This is a genomic window from Streptomyces regalis (genome assembly GCF_001509475.1).
Taxonomy (GTDB): Bacteria; Actinomycetota; Actinomycetes; order Streptomycetales; family Streptomycetaceae; genus Streptomyces; species Streptomyces regalis.
The window spans coordinates 1-18587 of the sequence record NZ_LLZG01000405.1 but is presented as its reverse complement, the minus strand read 5'-3'; the positions used below and the strand labels follow the sequence as shown (position 1 = coordinate 18587).

18 protein-coding genes are annotated in these 18587 nt (G+C 70.7%); 8 read left to right on the top strand and 10 right to left on the bottom strand.

The window, feature by feature from the left end; all coding sequences use genetic code 11:
• Window positions 1–45: 45 nt before the first annotated feature.
• The gene (locus ADL12_RS44180; RefSeq protein ID WP_062714141.1) at window positions 46–1026 is read right to left on the bottom strand and encodes a zinc-binding dehydrogenase; all 981 of its coding nucleotides are present in this window, start codon (window positions 1024–1026) and stop codon (window positions 46–48) included.
• Window positions 1027–1084: 58 nt separating this feature from the next.
• Entirely contained in the window at window positions 1085–2263 is a 1179-nt protein-coding gene (locus ADL12_RS44175; RefSeq protein WP_062714139.1) for an FAD-dependent oxidoreductase, read from the bottom strand.
• A gap of 139 nt (window positions 2264–2402) precedes the next feature.
• On the opposite strand from ADL12_RS44175, the gene ADL12_RS44170 reads away from it, so the two are divergent.
• Entirely contained in the window at window positions 2403–3110 is a 708-nt protein-coding gene (locus tag ADL12_RS44170) for a pentapeptide repeat-containing protein (protein WP_079052610.1), read from the top strand.
• 298 nt (window positions 3111–3408) lie between these two features.
• Here the strand turns inward: ADL12_RS44170 and ADL12_RS44165 are convergent, their stop codons facing one another.
• Complete coding sequence (locus ADL12_RS44165) at window positions 3409–3909, bottom strand: hypothetical protein (RefSeq protein WP_062714135.1); 501 nt, start codon at window positions 3907–3909, stop codon at window positions 3409–3411.
• Between the two features lie 41 nt (window positions 3910–3950).
• Here ADL12_RS44165 and ADL12_RS44160 point away from each other — a divergent pair, with 41 nt between their 5' ends.
• Entirely contained in the window at window positions 3951–5342 is a 1392-nt protein-coding gene (locus tag ADL12_RS44160) for a M1 family metallopeptidase (protein WP_062714133.1), read from the top strand.
• 29 nt (window positions 5343–5371) lie between these two features.
• On the opposite strand, the gene ADL12_RS44155 is transcribed toward ADL12_RS44160, so the two are convergent.
• The gene (locus tag ADL12_RS44155; RefSeq protein WP_062714131.1) at window positions 5372–5923 is read right to left on the bottom strand and encodes a GNAT family N-acetyltransferase; all 552 of its coding nucleotides are present in this window, start codon (window positions 5921–5923) and stop codon (window positions 5372–5374) included.
• Window positions 5924–6025: 102 nt separating this feature from the next.
• Window positions 6026–6601, bottom strand: coding sequence for a TerD family protein (locus tag ADL12_RS44150; RefSeq protein ID WP_030050335.1), 576 nt, complete (start codon window positions 6599–6601; stop codon window positions 6026–6028).
• Window positions 6602–6772: 171 nt separating this feature from the next.
• Here ADL12_RS44150 and arfB point away from each other — a divergent pair, with 171 nt between their 5' ends.
• From arfB to ADL12_RS44135, 3 genes are all read left to right on the top strand, one after another.
• The gene (gene arfB / locus ADL12_RS44145) at window positions 6773–7210 is read left to right on the top strand and encodes an alternative ribosome rescue aminoacyl-tRNA hydrolase ArfB (RefSeq protein ID WP_062714129.1); all 438 of its coding nucleotides are present in this window, start codon (window positions 6773–6775) and stop codon (window positions 7208–7210) included.
• A gap of 470 nt (window positions 7211–7680) precedes the next feature.
• Window positions 7681–8400: a hypothetical protein gene (locus ADL12_RS44140; RefSeq protein WP_062714128.1), complete on the top strand. Its 720-nt coding sequence runs from the start codon at window positions 7681–7683 to the stop codon at window positions 8398–8400.
• A 174-nt stretch (window positions 8401–8574) separates the two neighbouring features.
• Complete coding sequence (locus tag ADL12_RS44135; RefSeq protein ID WP_062714126.1) at window positions 8575–9441, top strand: sigma-70 family RNA polymerase sigma factor; 867 nt, start codon at window positions 8575–8577, stop codon at window positions 9439–9441.
• Window position 9442: 1 nt separating this feature from the next.
• Here ADL12_RS44135 and ADL12_RS44130 read toward each other — a convergent pair whose 3' ends face one another.
• Both ADL12_RS44130 and ADL12_RS44125 read right to left on the bottom strand, forming a co-directional pair.
• Window positions 9443–9928, bottom strand: a complete 486-nt coding sequence (locus ADL12_RS44130) for a GNAT family N-acetyltransferase (protein ID WP_062714124.1) — start codon at window positions 9926–9928, stop codon at window positions 9443–9445.
• Between the two features lie 66 nt (window positions 9929–9994).
• Complete coding sequence (locus ADL12_RS44125) at window positions 9995–10594, bottom strand: flavin reductase family protein (protein ID WP_079052609.1); 600 nt, start codon at window positions 10592–10594, stop codon at window positions 9995–9997.
• A gap of 392 nt (window positions 10595–10986) precedes the next feature.
• Between ADL12_RS44125 and cdgB the strand changes: the two genes are divergently transcribed.
• A complete protein-coding gene (cdgB, locus tag ADL12_RS44120) occupies window positions 10987–12642 on the top strand; it encodes a diguanylate cyclase CdgB (RefSeq protein WP_062714121.1) in 1656 nt (551 codons plus the stop codon).
• 120 nt (window positions 12643–12762) lie between these two features.
• Window positions 12763–13719 (top strand): carbohydrate-binding protein, encoded by a 957-nt coding sequence (locus ADL12_RS44115; RefSeq protein ID WP_062714119.1) that lies wholly within the window; start codon window positions 12763–12765, stop codon window positions 13717–13719.
• A 3-nt stretch (window positions 13720–13722) separates the two neighbouring features.
• On the opposite strand, the gene ADL12_RS44110 is transcribed toward ADL12_RS44115, so the two are convergent.
• From ADL12_RS44110 to ADL12_RS44100, 3 genes are all read right to left on the bottom strand, one after another.
• Window positions 13723–14652 (bottom strand): 1-phosphofructokinase family hexose kinase, encoded by a 930-nt coding sequence (locus ADL12_RS44110; RefSeq protein WP_062714117.1) that lies wholly within the window; start codon window positions 14650–14652, stop codon window positions 13723–13725.
• A gap of 114 nt (window positions 14653–14766) precedes the next feature.
• Window positions 14767–16002: an N-acetylglucosamine-6-phosphate deacetylase gene (nagA, locus tag ADL12_RS44105; RefSeq protein ID WP_425265216.1), complete on the bottom strand. Its 1236-nt coding sequence runs from the start codon at window positions 16000–16002 to the stop codon at window positions 14767–14769.
• Window positions 16002–16970: an ROK family protein gene (locus tag ADL12_RS44100; RefSeq protein ID WP_062714114.1), complete on the bottom strand. Its 969-nt coding sequence runs from the start codon at window positions 16968–16970 to the stop codon at window positions 16002–16004. Before ADL12_RS44100 ends, nagA begins: the two co-directional genes overlap by 1 nt.
• A 191-nt stretch (window positions 16971–17161) precedes the next feature.
• Here ADL12_RS44100 and ADL12_RS44095 point away from each other — a divergent pair, with 191 nt between their 5' ends.
• Window positions 17162–18400 carry an ABC transporter substrate-binding protein gene (locus ADL12_RS44095; RefSeq protein ID WP_062714112.1) on the top strand — a complete coding sequence of 413 codons (1239 nt, stop codon included), beginning with the start codon at window positions 17162–17164 and terminating at the stop codon, window positions 18398–18400.
• The last annotated feature ends 187 nt before the right edge of the window (window positions 18401–18587 follow it).

The following is an 18587-nucleotide window of genomic DNA, read 5'->3' as shown; positions in this document are numbered from 1 at the left end:
GGTCCTTTGAGGTCTTTAGGGCCTTTGGGGAGTGCTTGCGGCTGGTCATGGCTCCAGTACCACCTTTCCGGTGGTTCCGCGTGTTTCGAGGGCGCGATGGGCGGCCGCCGCCTCGGCGAGCGGGAAGCGCTGGACGGCCGGGACAAGGCGGCCTGCTGCGGCTTCGGCGAGGGCGCGCAGTTCCAGGGTGCGTACGGGGTTGGGGCCGCCGGTCTTCTGCATCATCACGGGGCCGAGGACCTGCTCGGAGACGCCGTCGACGAAGTGGGGCTCGCCGTCGTGCAGGCCTGCGCCGGACCAGCCGAAGACGAGGTGTCGGCCGCCCGCTCCGAGCAGGGCGACGGACTCGCGGGCCACGTCGCCGCCGACGCCGTCGAAGACGACGGTGGCCGGCCGCCCGCCCAGGAAGGCGCGGACCTTCTCGGGCCATGCCGGGTCCGTGTAGTCGACGGCGAGGTCGGCGCCGTTCTCCCGCACGCGCGCGACCTTCTGCGGGCCTCCGGCGAGGCCGATGACGAGAGCGCCAGCGTTCCTGGCGTACTGCACGAGCAGGGTGCCGATGCCGCCGGCGGCCGCCGGGATCACGGCGACCGCGCCCGGGCCGAGCTCCGCGAACTGCAGGATCCCCATCGTCGTACGGCCCGTGCCGATCATGGCGACGGCCTCCGCGAAGCCGAGGTTCGCCGGGATCTCGTGGACGCGGTCGACGTCGGTGACGGCCAGCTCGGCGTAGCCGCCCGGCGCGAACCCGAGGTGCGCGACGACGCGCTTGCCGAGCCACAGTGCGGCGACGCCCTCGCCGAGGGACTCGACGACGCCGGCGACCTCGCGGCCGGGGATCGTGGGCAGCGTGGGCGGCTGCGGTGCCGGGCCCTGGACGCCCTCGCGCAGGGCCGTGTCGACGAGGTGGACGCCGGCTGCTTCCACGGCGATACGGACCTGGCCGGGGCCGGGTGCCGGGTCGTCGGCGTTCTCGTAGGTGAGGTTCTCGGCCGGGCCGAAGGTGTGCAGGCGGATGGCGTGCATACGGGTCCCCCATCGGATGTGCTGTGCTGGGAAGTTGTCAGGAACCAACCCTTCAACCTCAAGCTCGCTTGAGGTCAAGGGCGTGCCGGCCGAGGGCCAGGGACACGGCCGTGAGCGCGCTGTTGAAGGAGACCTCGGACAGCACGCCGGGGGCGGCGACCTGATCGCCCGCCAGATAGATCCCGTCGCCGCGGTCGACGGCCGGACGGTCGCGCCAGCTGGTGCCGGGCAGGTCGACGGCCCCGGTACGGCCGTTTGCGACGGACTCGCGCCGCCAGGTGACGCGTTCGCGCCAGCCGGGGAAACCGAGGTCGAGAAGCTGCTCGGCACGGGCGATGCCGTCGGCCCTGGACTCGTGCGGGCCGATCGGGATCTGCCCCTGGATCAGCTGTTCACCGGCCGGCGCCAGAGAACGGTCCTGCGCGGTGAACCGCTCCAGCCACCCCGTCTCGTCGAGATCGGAGACGGCGAAGGCGTCCCCGCGCCGGGTCCGCACGGCGAGATCGATGAGTGCCGTACGGCCGCTGGTCCAGGTCAGGGAGTCGTCCTTGAGCAGGCGGCGGGCGGCGTCGAGGGACGTGGCGACGACGACGGGCGTGCCGGTCGTCAGGCTGTCGAGGTCGTCGAGGCTGTCGACTCGGGAGAGGGTCTCCATCCGCACCCCGAGATTCCAGGCCCGGGCCGCCATCCGGTCGATCATGGTCGCCCATCCGCCCCGCGGATAGTGCGCCTCCGGCGGCAGCTTGGTGGCCCGGCGCAGCCGCTCCTGCACGAACGCGGCGGACAGGGCGCCGGGGTCGTGGTGGAACAGGGCGACGGCGGAGTAGTGCGCGGCGGCACGGGCGCCCTCCTGGCCGGCGATGTCCGTGGCCCACGTCATGAAGTCGACATCGACGGGCGCCTGCGGCAGGCCGCGCCGCAGCAGCTTGAGCATCGCGAAGGGCGGGGTGCGACGCAGGACGCCGCGGTGCCGCAGCCGCAGCCGGGCGGCCTCCAGGGGCGGGATCGGCGCGAGCGGTCCGATGAGGTCGCGCTGCTTGAGCCAGGCCCAGTGCGGGCCGCCGTTGTACAGGGCGTGCGGTCCTTCGTTCGTCCGGTACGGCCCCTCGGCGGTCCGCGCCCGCCCGCCGAGGGTGTGGTGGGCTTCGTACACGGTGACCTTGGCGCCCGCCTCGGCGGCGGTGATGGCCGCGGTGAGTCCGGCGAAGCCGCCGCCGATGACGGTGATGCGGTGCATGGCTGGGGTCTCCCTTGTGCTCGGGGTCGCCTTTCGTCCCTTCTCTGTGAGTACGACGGTCCTGGGCACCCGGAATGTGACACCAGCGCTGTCGGCGCAGGTCAGAGGGATTGTCAGTGGTGGGGTGCAGCATGGGGGCATGGCGAGGAGAGCGAGGGGTGAGGGCGGCGGCCCGGGCCGGGGCGGCGGTGCGGGCCGGACCGGCGTGAAGGGTGCGCGGCGGCCCGAGGTGCGGTTGCCGCAACTGGAGCCGTACCGGGGCGCGGGGTTGGAGCCGGACGGGGACTACGACAGCCTGGAGTTCCTGGAGGAGGACCTCGCCGGACAGGACGGCGCAGGCGCCCGCTTCCTGGACTGCGCGCTGCGGGGCTGCGCCCTGGATGAGACGAGACTTCGTCACGCCCGGATCCTCGACTCGGTGTTCACGGGCCTACGGGGCGTCGGCACCGATCTCGCCGAGTCGACCCTGCGTGATGTGGAGCTGGTGGACGCCCGCCTGGGTGGGGTGCAGCTGCACGGCGCCGTGCTGGAGCGGGTGGTGATCCGAGGCGGCAAGATCGACTACCTGAACATGCGCAAGGCCAAGCTCAAGGACGTCGTCTTCGAGGGCTGCGTCCTGGTCGAGCCGGACTTCGGGGGCGCCCGGCTGGAGAGGGTCGAGTTCGTTGACTGCGCGGTGAAGGGAGCGGACCTCAGCGCGGCGACTATGACGGACGTGGACCTGCGGAAGGCGGCCGAGCTGGACATCGCGCGGGGGGTGGACCGGCTGGCCGGAGCGGTGATCAGTCCGTCGCAACTGCTGGATCTCGCGCCGGTGCTGGCGGCGGAGATGGGGGTGCGGGTGTAGGCGGAGGAGTAGAGGGGGAGTGAGCACGGGGGGAGCGGGGAGCGGGCACCGGAGGAGCAAGGAGCGAGCACCGGTCAGGGGGCCGGTCGGGATCCGGTCGGGATCCGGTATGATTGATCTTGCGCTGCTCACCGGAACTCCCGGCGAACGGTGATGCGTTGGTGGTCCAAGGAAAGACGCCCCGCTTCCTGCGGGGAAATGCAGGTGCAAGGCCTGCCCGGCGCTCTGACAAGGAGCCCCTCCCGTTCGTACGGGAGGGGCTCCTTCGTTGTCGTGGTGGAGGTGGCCGCGGCGCTCGCTAGGACACCCGCGGGAAACGAGCCTGCAGGGTCCAGATCGCCGGGTTCTCGGCGAGGTCGTCGTGCAGGTCGATCAGGTCGGCGATCAGATCGTGCAGGAAGTCGCGGGCCTCGCGGCGCAGTTCGCTGTGCGAGAAGGTCAGCGGGGGCTCCTCCGCCGGCATCCAGTCCGCCTCGATGTCCACCCAGCCGAAGCGGCGCTCGAAGAGCATGCGGTCCGTGGACTCGGTGAAGTCCAGTTCCGCGTGTTGCGGACGGGAGGCGCGGGAGCCGGCCGGGTCCTGGTCCAGCTGCTCGACGATGTCGCACAGGGCCCAGGCGAAGTCGAGCACCGGCACCCATCCCCAGGCTGTGGACAACTCCCGGTCCGCCTTGGTGTCGGCGAGGTAGACGTCACCGCAGAACAGGTCGTGGCGCAGGGCGCGGACGTCCGCGCGGCGGTAGTCCGTCTGCGGGGGGTCCGGGAAGCGGTTGGAGAGGGCGTAGCCGATGTCGAGCACGTAGGGGATGGTGTCACGCCCGACCTCATAGGATCACCGGCGTGTCCCGTTTCGCGCCCGTTGCCCTGACCATCACCTCCGCCCTGCTCGTCCTCACCGCGTGCAGCAGCGGCGTCCAGGGCACCCCCGGCGGTTCCGGCATGCGCGACCCGTACTTCCCCAAGGCCGGCAACGGCGGCTACGACGTCACCCACTACGCCCTCGACCTCGCCTACGACCCCGACGACCACCACCTCACCGGCACGGCGGAGATCACCGCACGCGCCACCCAGGACCTCTCCGGCCTCGACCTGGACCTGAAGGGCATGGACGTCGAGCGGGTCGGCGTGGAGGGCCGGAAGGCGCGCTGGAGCCGCAACGGCCAGGAGCTCGTCGTCCGTCCGCACGACGAGCTCGACAAGGGCGAGACCTTCCAGCTCACCGTCCGCTACTCCGGCACCCCCGAGACCATCACCGACCCCGACGGCTCCGAGGAGGGCTGGCTCCCCACCGCCGACGGCGCGCTCGCCCTCGGGGAGCCGACGGGATCCATGGCGTGGTTCCCCGGCAATCACCACCCGTCCGACAAGGCCTCGTACGACATCGACGTGACCGTGCCGGAGGGCCTGGAGGCCGTCTCCAACGGCGAGTTGGTGAACCGGACGACCAGGGGTGGCCGAACGACCTTCCGCTGGCACACCTCCGAACCCATGGCGAGCTACCTCGCCACGCTCGCCATCGGCGACTACGAAATCAGCCGCTCCACGACCGACAGCGGCCTGCCCGTGTACGTCGCGGTGGACCAGGAGGAGACCGACGACAGCCGCGAGGTGCTCGCCGAGCTCCCCGAGATCATGGACTGGGCGGAGGAGAACTTCGGCCCGTACCCCTTCTCCTCCACCGGCGCGATCGTCGCCGGCGGGGACGCCGCCGACTACGCCCTGGAGACCCAGAACCGGCCCGTCTTCCCCGGCGCCCCCGGCACCGAGCTGGTCGTCCACGAGCTCGCCCACCAGTGGTTCGGCAACTCCGTGACGCCCAAGAGCTGGCGGGACATGTGGCTGAACGAGGGCTTCGCGACGTACGCGGAATGGCTGTGGGAGGAGGACAACGGCGGCGACAGCGCGCAGGAGACCTTCGACGACCGGTACGACCACGGCGAGGACGACTACGAGGGCCTCTGGGACTTCCCGCCCGCCAAGCCCACGAGCGCCGCGCACATCTCCGACTCACCCGTCTACGAGCGCGGCGCGATGGTCCTCCACAAGATCCGCCAGACCGTCGGCGACGACACCTTCTACGACATCGTCCAGGGCTGGGCGGCCGACCACCGGCACGGCAACGCGGACACCGACGACTTCACGGCGTATGTGGAGAAGAGGGCGCCGGAGGAGGACTTCGACGGGATCTGGGAGGACTGGCTGTACGGGGACGGGAAACCGGACCGGCCCTGACGTCAGGGCGCTCTCACGCGAAGGGGTGTTCAGGCCTCGTCGGTACCGGGTGAGGAGGCGGACGGCGTGGTGAGCTGCTTGCGCAGGACCGTGCAGGGGCGGTCGAGTTGGCGGTCTCGTCCGTAGGCGATGGTCTCGTAGCCGAGGGCTGTCCAGAACGCGACGGCGTCGGGGTTGTTGTCCAGGACGGCCAGGCGTACGGCGGTGCGGTCCGCCGCGCGGAAACGCTCCTCGACGAGGGAGGCCAACCGGCGTCCGTACCCCTGGCGTCGCGCGCCCGCGTCCACCATCAGGAGCCCGATCCAGGGGTCCGGGTCGGACGGGTCCGGGTGTTGGGCCAGCGCGATCACGATCCCGGCCAGCTGTCCGGCGGTGCGAGCGAGCAACACCTCCGCGCCGGGGACCTGCAACTCCTCGGCCAGCGCGGCCGCCACCTGATCCGGCCGGATGTCGTCAGGGTCCGGGAAGTCACCGCTGAGCGCGTGGAAGTCGCGGTTGGAGGCGTAGAGGGCGGTGAGTTCGGTGAGGAGCGGGGCCGGGATGTCGTGGTCGGGGGTGAGGGGGAGGGGGTCGAGGATCATGCGGGCAACCTATCGAACGGCCCGAACGCCCGGCCCTGCGACGCCGGGAGCCCCCGGCCACGGCGTACCGCGGCAGGGGGCTCCGGCTCAGCGCGGCGTCCGTCAGACGTTCACACCGAAGTCCTGCGCGATGCCCACCAGGCCCGAGGCGTAGCCCTGACCGACGGCGCGGAACTTCCACTCGGCGCCGTTGCGGTAGAGCTCGCCGAAGACCATGGCGGTCTCGGTGGCCGCGTCCTCGGACAGGTCGTAGCGGGCGATCTCGGCGCCGCCGGCCTGGTTGACGATGCGGATGTAGGCGTTGCGGACCTGGCCGAAGTTCTGCGAGCGGTTCTCCGCGTCGTAGATCGAGACCGGGAAGACGATCTTGTCGACGTCGGCCGGGAGGCCGGCCAGGTTGACGTTGATCGCCTCGTCGTCGCCCGCGCCCTCGCCGGTGCGGTTGTCACCGGTGTGGACGATGGTGCTGTCCGGGGTCTGCTTGTTGTTGAAGAAGACGAAGTGGGCGTCCGAGTAGACCTTGCCCGTGGGGTTGACCGCGATCGCGGAGGCGTCGAGGTCGAAGTCCGTGCCGGTGGTGGTGCGGACGTCCCAGCCGAGGCCCACGGTGACGGCGGTCAGGCCCGGAGCCTCCTTGGTGAGCGAGACGTTGCCACCCTTGGACAGGCTTACAGCCATTGTTGGGAGTCCCTTCCCTCGTTGCGGTACGGCTAGAAGCTACAGCTACCCCTATGAACGCGAAGAGGGGTACCTCAAGTTCCAGGTGTCTTTACTTTCTTTGCCAAAAAGCACTCTCAGGGGACCTTCAGGGGGATATTCGCGTGACGTGGACCGGACAGGACAGGGAACATGGACGGCATGTCTGGTCCTCACGTCATCCGTGGCTCCGTCTCGCTTCCCGAGGCCGAGCTCATGTGGCGTTTCTCGCGGTCGAGCGGTCCGGGCGGCCAGCACGTCAACACCAGTGACTCGCAGGTCGAGCTGCGGTTCGACCTGGCGAAGACCGAGGCGCTGCCCGAGGTGTGGAAGCGGCGGGCGCTCGAGCGGCTGGCCGGAAAGCTCGTCGACGGCGTCATCACCGTCCGCGCCTCCGAGCACCGCTCCCAGTGGCGCAACCGCGAGACCGCCGCCGTACGCCTCGCCGCCCTCCTCGCCGAGGCGACGGCCCCGCCGCCGAAGCCGCGCAGGCCGACCCGCATTCCCCGGGGCATCAACGAGCGGCGGCTGAGGGAGAAGAAGCAGCGCTCGGAGACCAAGCGGGGGCGGACCGGGCGGGACTGGACCTAGGGCCTGTCCGGCGGATCATGCCGGCGTCGCGGTGCCTGGCACGCGCTCCCCCAGAGGGGGGACCCGCATCGCGTCGCCCGCCGCGGTAGCGGCTGATCGACACCGCTCCTCCGCCTTGCAGCTGCACGCACCAGGCACCGCTCGGCTCGGCCGGTCTGCACTGTTTCTTGCAGCCGGCCTGATCCGCCGGACAGGCCCCAGGCATCCCTCGGGCAGGGGCCGGCGGGAGTTGCCCGGCGCGCGCGGAGGGCCGGACGGGTGGATCCGGTGACTGATTGGAGCAGCCCGCTTGGCGCGGTGCCGTGACTCCGGTTTTCGCTGGTAGGGCCGCATCGAGGACGGGGGGCGGTCGTCGCCGCCGGACGCTCTCGGGCGGATCCATGCATGCGCGAACCGCGCGGGACCGCGCACGAGCCGAGGAGCCCTCGATGAACTGGAAGAGCATGTACTGACCGACCACCCTGGCAGCCGTGGCAGGCCTCGGCCTGAGCATGGCCGTACTGCCGGTCACTCCGGCCCACGCGGTGACCTTCGTGCCCTGCGGGAACGTCGCCGCCCTCAGGGCCGCGATCAACGCCTCCAACACGAGCAACGAGAACATCGCACTCGCACCCAACTGCACGTACACCATCAGAGACACCGTGAACACCACCAACGGAGGCAACGGACTGCCGTCGGTCACGGGCTCCTACAGCATCAGCGGGTCGGACACCACCGTCAGACGTTCCACGGAGGCCGGCATTCCCAACTTCCGCATCTTCAACGTCGTGTCGGGCGGCGACCTGACCCTGAACTCGATCCACGTCCTCCATGGAAGGGTGCCCACCGGCGCCGGCGGTGGTATCAGGGTCTCCGGCGCGGGCAGCTCCGTCACGGTGTTCGGCGGCAGCGTCAGGGACAACAGCGCTCAGACCGGCGGTGGCATTCGCATCGGGCTGGGTGCCTCCGCCACCCTGAACAGCAGCATGGTCAGCGGGAACGACGCCAGTGGGAGGGGCGGTGGGATCAGCCACGCCGGCAGCACGCTGCGACTCGACTTCTCCGCGGTTCGAAACAACAGGTCCGGTCTCGAGGGCGGCGGCATCTACGAAGGGCCCGGCTCTCAGGTCTCCCTCGCCTCTAGCGCTGTCTTCTTCAACATCCCCAACAACTGCCGACCCGTGGGAGCCGTGCCGGGCTGCCCGAACTGACCGCCCGCGCGCGGCAACGGCCCAGTCCGATCCCGCTGCTTCTGGCCCTGCCCGCGGTTGCTCCGCGGGCAGGGACCGTGCGCGCGGTGTCTGTCCGTCACATTGCCGCTCCGAGATCCGTCAAGTCACCGACCGCATCACCACGGGCCCGTGACGAGAGGCTGTGACGGACGAATGAGCGACACCGAACCCGAATTCCTTGCCCAGCGCTTCGAGGGGCACCGGGCCCGCCTGCGTGCCGTTGCTCACCGCATGCTCGGTTCGGCCGCCGAGGCCGAGGACGCGGTGCAGGAGGTGTGGTTTCGGGTGAGCCGCTCCGACACCGCCCGGGTCGACAATCTCGGCGGCTGGTTGACGACCGTCGTCGGCCGGGTCTGCCTGGACATGCTTCGTTCCCGCAAGTCCCGCGCGGAGCAGCCCCTGGACACCACGGTGCCCGCCTTCGCACCCGCCTCCGCGGCCGACCCCGAGCAGGACGCGCTCCTCGCCGACTCGGTGGGCGTGGCCCTGCTCGTCGTACTGGACGCCCTGACGCCTGCCGAGCGGCTGGCCTTCGTGCTGCACGACCTGTTCGGGGTGTCGTACGAGGAGGTCGCGGCCGTCGTGGACCGTACGCCGGCCGCCGCGCGGCAGCTGGCGAGCCGTGCCCGGCGCCGGGTGCAGGGGGCGGAGGCGCCCGAGAACGACCGCGCCCGGCAGCGGCAGGTCGTGGACGCCTTCCTCGCCGCCGCCCGGGACGGTGACTTCGACGGGCTGCTCGACGTCCTGGACCCGGACGTCGTCGCCCGCACCGAGGTCGGGGTGGCCACGGGCGCGGCGGCGGTGGCGCGGGGCGCGGCGACGTTCGGGCCCCTTACCGGTGTCGCGCGGCCCGCGCTGATCGACGGCGCCACAGGGTTCGTGGTGCTCGCCGAGGGGCGGGTGGAACGGGCCTTGAAGTTTGCGTTCGTACGGGATCGGATCACCGTGATCGACATCGTGACGGACGCCGAGCGGCTGTCCCGGCTCGACGTGGTCCTGATCCACTCGGCACGGTCCTGATCTAGTCGAGCTCCAGCACGCCCACCGTCTGGCCCCCGGACGTCTCCCCGTTGGTGCGAAAGCCCAGCCCGAGGTAGAAGCCCTCCGGGCCGTCGGGTCCGGGGTGCCAGGTGACGTACAGCTGTTTGCCGCCCCGGCGGCGGATCTCCGCGGCCACGGACTCGACCGCGAACCGTCCGTAACCCCGGCCCTGCTCCTGCGCGGCGATGTTCAGCCGCCACAGCCCGGAGCGCAGTTCGCTGCCGTCGCCGTGCCAGTCGATGTCCAGGAAGGCCATCAGGAATCCGACCGGGCGGTCGTCGTCGACGATCAGGCGTGGCCAGGCGACGCCCGCCGGGTGAACGTATGCCTCGGCGAGGGACTGCATGACGGGGGAGACCGCGTGTTCCTGGTCGGGGCGGACGCTTATAGCGGTGGCGGCCTCGAAGTTTCCAGGTGTGATCTTTTCGAGGCGGGGCGCTGAAGTGGCTGAAGTGATCGACGTCATCCCGGCACGGTAAGGCGGTTGATCAGTTGTGGGCCAAGGAATTGTTCCCGCCCTCGTCTGCGGAGTTCAGCCCAACTGCCGGTACCGCCCCCGGAAATACGTCAGTGGCCCCCCGTCCGAACTCGGCAGCGAGGCCGACAGGACGCGGCCGATCACCAGAGTGTGATCGCCGGCCGTCACCCGTTGCTCGGTGCGGCACTCCAGGGTGGCCAGGGCGCCGCCCACCAACGGCGCGCCGCTCTCCTTGCCGCGGACGTACGGGATATCGGCGAACAGCAGCCGGTCGCTGACGCGGCCCTTCATGGCGAAGCGGCCGGCGATGTGGCGCTGGCTCTCGGAGAGCACCGACACCGCCCACAGGGGCTGCTCGGCGAGCAGGTCGTCCATACGGGAGCCCTCACGCAGGCTGACCAGCACCAACGGCGGGTCGAGGGACACCGACATGAACGCCGTGGCCGTCATGCCGACGTCCTCGCCGACCGGCGCGTGCGGGTCGTCCGGGTCCAGCGGCGGCTCCAGCGCGGTCACCAGGACCACACCCGCGGCCAGCCGCGACATGGCGGCACGGAACTCGTCGTTGCTCACTCCCTCAGCATGCCCGGACGCGCTCCGGGCGGTGGGGAGGACGGCGGTCACGGGCGGCGCGGGGGGAGAAGTGTTCGGCACGCCAAAACGCTAATGTCACCCCGCACTCACCACATCGGCCCTTCGCCCGAGAACGGACCCGGGACACGGTCCTAGGACCTGGGCCTAGGACCACGGGAAGGCTTGCGGAACCTCGGACGGCTCTCGGCATACCTGTTCAGAGGCGTTTCGCGGCACCTCCACACACGCACCAAGTTCACGTTCAGGAAACGCACAGGAAAAACGCAGAAACGCCGCTCAATTGTTCACGTTTTCCTGTGACTTGAGTCACAAGGGGCATTAATTGTTGACCCTGTGTACCGAGTGGGCAGCGCGCTGTGATTCAGTGGCGGGGAAGCTACAAGGGCACGATCGATTAAGAAGCGCCGAAGAGCACCCTTGATTCGCTGCGAGGTCTCGGGGGGAGGGCGAGCATGGAGACCGAGTCGGAGCCGTACGTCCGTCTTGCCACCCTGCGACAAGTGCACCAGGTCATGGCGGACATGAACACGGCCCGCAGCCTGGCAGACACGCTGCAGACCGTCGCCGACGGCGTTGTCGCCGGCCTCGGCTATGAGCTCGCGTGCGTCAACCTCGTACGCCCCGACGGCGATCTCGTCGTCGCCGCCTTCTCCGGCAACCCCGCCGCCGAGGCCCTCATCACCGGCCGTGTCGGCTCCCGTGACTCCTGGGAGCGCCGGCTGACCATGGGCGAGCGCTGGGGCGACCTGGTCTTCATCCCGCACACCGAGGGCTGGATACTCGACGACGACGACGTACCGCAGTGGTACACCGACGGACCCGCGCCCCGCTTCGAGGACGAGTGGCACCCGAGCGACCGGCTCTTCGCGCCGATGTACACGCCGGGCGTGCAGGGCAGCGCGTGCGGCGAGCTGATCGGGGTCCTGTCCGTGGACCGGCCGCGCAACGGCCGGCTGCCGGGTGCGTGGGGGCGCGAGGCGCTCCAGATGTACGCGTTCCAGGCCGCCATCGCCATCAGCAACGCACGTCTACGCGCGAATATGCAGCGGGCACTGGTCCGGCTCGAGCGCGAGCAGCAAGCGCTGCGCGCGAGTGAGGAAAGCTTCAGGCAGGCCTTCGAGTACGCCCCCTCCGGCATGGCCATCGCCGAGATGGGCGGCGACCAGCACGGCCGGATCCTGCGCACCAACGACGCGCTGTGCCGTCTCCTCGGCCGCCCCGCCTCCGCGATGCGCCGCTACTCCTTCTCCGACCTCGTCCACCCAGAGGACATCGGCACGCTGCTGCGTACGTCCGCGGAGGGCGGCCGCGCGGAGCTGCGCCTGGGCCGCCGCGACGGCACCTACGTGTGGGTCTCCCTCCGTAACTCCGTCGTCGCCGACGCCGCCGACGGCCCCCGCTTCCTGCTCACCCACGTCGAGGACATCGAGGAGCGCAAGCGCCGCGAGCTCCAGCTCGCCCACCGCGCCTCCCACGACTCCCTCACCGGCCTGCCGAACTCCGCCGAGCTGCGCTCCCGCCTCGCCGCGCGCCTGTGCCAGCGCCCCACCCACGCGGGCGCCCTGGAGTCCACGGACGCGGCCTACGGCCACCCCGCCGTCTACGACGCCAACGGCCACGGCTTCGACTTCCCCGGCGCGGCGGCGTACGACGCCTACGACCACCACGAGCACACCATCGCCCCGGTCGAGGGCGGGCGCGACGACGGCGCCAAGGGGCTCGCGGTCCTCTTCTGCGACCTCGACGGCTTCAAGTCGATCAACGACCGGTTCGGGCACAACGCGGGTGACGCGGTTCTCATCGAGGTGGCCAGGCGGCTGACGCGCGGGGTCCGCGACGGTGACACCGTCGCCCGGCTCGGCGGCGACGAGTTCGTGATCCTCGCCGACGGGCTCGGCCGGGCCGACGCCCAGGACCTCGCCGTACGGCTGCGCAACGAGATCATCCAGCCCATCCGGGCCGAGGGCCGGGCGGTCCGCGTCGGCGCCAGTTTCGGTATCGGGTGGGCACACTGCGGGATGACTGCGGACGAAGTGTTGAAGTCCGCCGACGAGCGGATGTACGTAGAGAAACGATCTCGTCCCAAACAGCACAGACGCGCTGGGTAACCCCAGGTCAGCGAGCTGATGCGATCCGAGTCACCCGTTTGGGTCAGCAGGAGCGGGTAGGCTCGCCGTTCTGACCCCACGTATCGCATCCGCCCGCACCTGGTGAGGAGTACCCAAGGGATGACGTCCGGCAACAACGGCGCAAGCACGCCCGAGGACGACGACCCGTTCGGCTACCTCTACGCCGACGGGCAGGCCAACGGAGCCCAGCCCCCTTCCGGAGGCGGGGGCTACGGCTACCCCGGCTCGGTCAACCGGGCGCGAGCCGTCGGCCAGCGCCAGTACGGCCAGCAGCAGCCGACGGCGCCCTACGGCCAGATACCGCAGCAGCAGGGCGCGTACGGCCAGCCGAACGCGCACTACGCGGCCCCGGAGACCCACCCCGGCGGCGCACCGACGGCCCAGCAGCAGCCGGCGTACAGCGGCGGCAGCGGGTCCGGCCGCGGCGGGGGCCCCAACACCAAGGGCCTGCTGATCGGCGCGATCGCGGTCGTCGCGGCGGTCGTCATCGGCATCGGCGTGGCGATTCTGAGCGGCGACGACGACAAGGGCGACAAGAACAACGAGGCGGACTCGACCCCGACGCAGTCCCAGCAGAGCAGCGCGCCGAGCCCGTCGAACAGCAACAGTCAGGCGGCGGAGGACGACCTGCCGACGATCGATGCCAAGGCCCTGGCCCTCGGCGGCACCGCGGGCCTCGCGTCCGACGTCAAGGGCGCCAAGGCGGACGGCGGCGTCTACGTCCAGGGCTTCAACCGGGTCGGCTCCTCGGTCACCTGGACGGTCAGCGACATCCCGAAGTCCGGCAAGTACACGGTGTACGTCGGCTACAGCGTCCCCGGCAAGGACCAGAACGCCACGCTCACGGTCAACGACACTCCGGCCAGCACCCCGGTCGGCCTGAAGAACTGGGCGCACGCCGGCGACGGTGACTACGAGAAGGGCTGGACGAAGACGTACAACTGGATCCAGCTCAACAAGGGCACGAACACGATCAAGGTGTCGTGTGAGCAGGGGAACCAGTGCGACGCCCTCCTCGACCAGATGTGGCTGGTGAAGGGCTGGGTCGAGTCGTAGCCGTCAGGCCGCGCTGACTTTCCCCGTAACCGCCACCCGCCCCAGCAACTCCCCGTAAGCCCGCTGGTCGAACTCCCCTGCCACCGGCGCCACCACGCTCGCCGCGCTCAGCGCCGCTGCCCGGGCCAGCCGGTCCGGCCACGGCATGTGCTCCACCAGGCCCGACAGCAGGCCCGCGACCGCCGCGTCGCCGGCGCCGGTCGGGTTGCCGTGGACGCGGGTGGGTGGGGTGGCTTGCCAGCGGCCCTCGGGGGTCAGGGCCAGGAGGCCTGCCTCGCCGAGAGAGGCGACCACCGCTCGGGCGCCGCGGCGGCGGGCGTCCTGCGTGGCGCGCAGCGGCTCGTGGGAGCCGGTGAGTTCGGCCAGTTCGTCGGCGTTGGGCTTGATGATGTCGGGGCGGGCGGCGATGCCCCGGCGCAGTGCCTCGCCGCTGGTGTCCAGCAGCACCGGAACCTCCGCCGCGCGTGCGGCCCGTACCAGACCGGCGTACGCCCCCACCGGCACGCCCGGCGGCAGGCTGCCGCACAGGGCCACCGCGGAGGCCGAGGTGACGAGATCCTCGTAGGACTCCTGGAAGGCGGACCACTCGGCCGGCGTGATCGTCGGGCCGGGTTCGTTGAGCTGGGTCGTGTCGCCGGTGTGGTCGTCAACGACGGCGATCGTGCGTCGGGTCGCGCCCGTCACCGGGACCAGGGCGTCCACCACACCGGGGGTCTTCGTCAGCTGCTCCTGTACGACTCGTCCCGTCGCGCCGCCCGCGAAGCCCGTGACCGTCACCTCGTGGCCGAGGGCCGCCAGCACCCGGGCCACGTTCAGGCCCTTGCCGCCGGGGCGTTCGGTCACCTCGGAGACGCGGTGGGACGCATGGGGTCGTAGCGTCCGTACGCGATAGGTGATGTCGAGAGCGGTGTTCAGCGTGACCGTGAGGATCACCTGGGCCGACCTCCCCCGAAGAAGTTCAGAAATGCGAAGAAGCCCGATCATGCCAAACGAGCGGCGGCCGTCCCAGTCTCCCAGGACAACCGCCGCCCCCAACAGCAGGACACATCACCCTAGTTGGGGCTCAACCACCCATTCGCCCCGGCGCATCACGCCCTTGAGGTCGAAGTCGGCGTCCAGGACTACCAGGTCGGCGTCCTTGCCCGGTTCCAGGGAGCCGATGCGGTCGTATCGGCCGAGCAGCTTGGCGGGGTTGGCGGACAGGGCCGCCACCGCGTCCTCGACGGGCAGCCGGTCGATCGTCACCGCCCGCTTGAAGGCGCGGTCCAGGGTGAGGGTCGAGCCCGCGATCGAGCCGCCTTCCACGAGGCGTGCGACGCCATCGGCCACCTCGACCTCCAGCGGGCCGAGCATGTAGCGGCCGTCGCCGAAGCCCGCCGCGTCCATCGCGTCCGTGATGAACGCGACCCGGTCCGCGCCCGCGTGACGGAACGCCAGCTGAAGGGCCGCGGGGTGCAGGTGGGTGCCGTCGTTGATCAGCTCGACGGTCACCCGCTCGTCCTCCAGCAGGGCCGCGATCGGGCCCGGCTCGCGGTGGCCGAGCGGCGGCATCGCGTTGAAGAGGTGCGTGGCGACCGTCGCGCCCGCCTCGATCGCCTCCACCGTCTGCTCGTACGTCGCGTCCGTGTGCCCGATCGCCGCGATGACGCCGTGATCGGCGAGCAGGCGTACGGAGTCGAGGCCGCCCGGCAGTTCGGTGGCCAGGGTGACCATCGTGGCCCTGCCGCGCGCCGCGTCGATCAGCTTGCGGACCTCCGCCGGGTCGGGGTCGCGCAGCAGTTCCTCGGAGTGCGCGCCCTTGCGGCACGGGGAGATGAACGGGCCCTCGAAGTGGATGCCCGCGATGTCGCCCTGTTCGGCCAGTTCGGAGAGGAGGCCGGCTCGCTGGGTCAGGAAGTCCATGTCGCCGGTCACCGTGGAGGCGACGAGGGTGGTGGTGCCGTGCAGGCGGTGGGTGTGGATGCCGGTGACTACGTCGTCCGGCGTGCCTGAAGTGAACGAGGCTCCGCCGCCGCCGTGGTTGTGGATGTCCACGAAGCCCGGCAGGAGCCAGTGGCCGGTGAGGTCGATGTGGTGAGCGTTCTCTGGGGCTGTGCCGGCGATTCGGGTGCCGTCGACGATCACTTGGCCCTCTTTGAGGGTTCCCGTCGGCATGACCACGTTGGCGCCGGAGAGCACCAGGGGGGTTCGGCCCGTCGCGGGCTGCTGGTGCGTCGTGGCTGGTCGCGCCCCGCGGCGGAGCCGCATATTGGCGCTGTCCCGCGCCCCTGGGTGGGCTGCCATCAGGGAGCTACCTCCGTACTGTTGGTGTGGCCTAGGAGGTCCCAGGCCAATAGGCCGGCACCCAGGCATCCCGCCGTGTCCCCCAGGGCCGCGGGGACGATCTCCGGCAGCTTCTGGAAAGTCACCCGCCGACGGACGGCGTCCCGTAGCGGTGTGAACAAGGTTTCCCCGGCCTCGGCGAGCCCGCCACCGATGATCAGGGTGCGCGGGTCCAGCAGGGTGAGGGCGGTGACCAGGCCGTCGGCGAGGGCGTCCACGGCCTCCTGCCATACCCGTACGGCGTTCGGATCACCGGATGCGACGGCCTTGGCGCAGTCCGCCGCGTCCGCCTCCGGGTCCCCGCAGGCGGCGGCCCACGCCTCGCTCACCGCCGCCGCGGACGCGAACCGCTCCAGGCAGCCGCGCTGCCCGCACGGACAGGCGGGCCCGCCGGGCCGTACGACGATGTGGCCGATCTCGCCCGCGAAGCCGTGCGCACCCGCCTCCACCCGGCCGTCGATGCCGATGGCGCCGGCGATCCCGGTGCCGAGCGGCACGAAGAGGAAACGGTCGGCGCCCTTGCCCGCGCCGATGCGGCCCTCCGCGAGACCGCCGGTGCGCACGTCGTGGCCGAGGGCGACCGGGATGCCGCCGAGCCGTTCGGTGAGCAGCTGCCGCAGGGGTACGTCCCGCCAGCCCAGGTTGGCCGAGTAGGCGGCGATGCCGCGCTCCTCGTCGACGATGCCGGGGACGGCGACGCCGACGGCGGCCGCGGGCTCGCCGAAGTGCTGTTCGCCGTACGCGCGCAGCTCCGCGGCGAAGTCGAGGATGCCCTCGACGACCGCGTCCGGCCCGCGCTCACGCCCGGTCGGGCGGCGGGCCTGGTGGGGCAGGGAGGGTGTGCCCGCACGAGGCGCGACGCCGCTCGCTCCCGCCAGGGCGGCCTTCATCCCGGTGCCGCCCACATCGAGGGCGATGACATGTCTCACGGGGACAGTGTGGCTTGCGCACCCGCGAGAGGTCTAGTCCACTTACGTGGTGTAGACCTTATGGGGGCAATATGTATGACGTTTCGAAAGTTTCGAACATGGGTGTGGGGCGGGTTTGCGTGCAGCGGCGTAGGCGTACCGGGCGTACGAGGAGTACGAGGCGTACAGGGCGTACGGGGACGATCGCGGCGATGGCCGCGCTGGGCCTGACGGCGGCCCTGGGCGGCTGCGGCGGGCTGACCGGTGGTTCGGACGAGGTGACGCTGAAGCTGGTCGCCGCGGACTACGGGGACAGCGAGGAGAACAGTTCCCAGAAGTACTGGGACAAGCTCGTCAAGGAGTACGAGGAGGAGCACGCCGGCGTACGCATCGACGTCACCGTGTACTCCTGGAACGACGTCGACGCCAAGGTCAAGGAGATGGTCGACGCCGGGAAGGCGCCGGACATGGCGCAGATCGGCGCATACGCGGACTACGCCGCGAAGGACCTCCTCTACGAGGCCGACGACCTGCTCTCCATCCCCGTCCAGGCCGACTTCGTCTCGCAGCTCGCGGACGCCGGGCAGGTCAACGGGGTGCAGTACGGCATACCGTTCGCCTCCTCCACGCGCCTGCTCTTCTACAACAAGACCCTCTTCCAGAAGGCGGGCCTCACCGCGCCGACGACCTGGAAGGAGCTGGCCGCCGACGCCGAGGCACTCAAGGCGGAGGGCGTGAAGTACCCGTACGCGCTGCCCCTCGGGCCCGAGGAGGCGCAGGCCGAGACGATGCAGTGGCTGCTCAGCGGCGGGGGCGGCTACACCGACTTCGACCTCGGCACGTACAGCATCGACTCCGCCGAGAACGTCGCCACCTTCGACTGGCTCAAGAACAACCTGGTCGGCAAGGGGCTCACGGGCCCGGTCGCGCCCGGCGAGCTCAACCGGGCCGACGCGTTCTCGGCCTTCGCGGACGGGGACGTCGGCATGCTCAACGGCCACCCCTCGCTGATGCAGATGGCCGCGAAGCAGGGCGTGAAGTTCGGCATGGTGCCCATGCCCGGGACGGACGGCCCGACCAAGATGTCCATGGGCGTGGCCGACTGGATGATGGCCTTCAAGCAGAACGGCCATGCCGAGCAGGTCGGCGAGTTCCTCGACTTCGTCTACGACAAGCAGAACGTCCTCGACTTCTCCCGTGAGTACGACCTGCTGCCCGTCACGAATTCCGCGTCCACGGTGATGACCGGGGCCAAGGGGGACGCCGACCTCAAGCCCTTCCTCGAGGAACTTCCGCTGTCCGAGCTCTATCCGGTCGGCCGGACCTCCTGGGCAGCGGTCAGCGCGGACATCAAGAAGCGCATCGGCAAGACGGTCTCGTCCGGGGGCAGTCCGTCGGCGATCCTGGGGCAGCTGCAGTCGACGGCTGCGCGGGCGGAGAGTGCGGAGTAGGTCGCTTGTCGGTGGGGGGGGTGAAAGCTGCTACCGGGAGTTTCGGTATTCGTCAGCGGCTGTCAGTGGGCGTTGGTAGGTTGAGTGGTGGCCGGGTGGCGAAAGCCAAGCCATCCGGCCGCAGTGCGGCGGCAGCTTAAACACGCGCCCGTGGGCCACGGCCCACCGTCGCCGGGAGTGGCTCGGA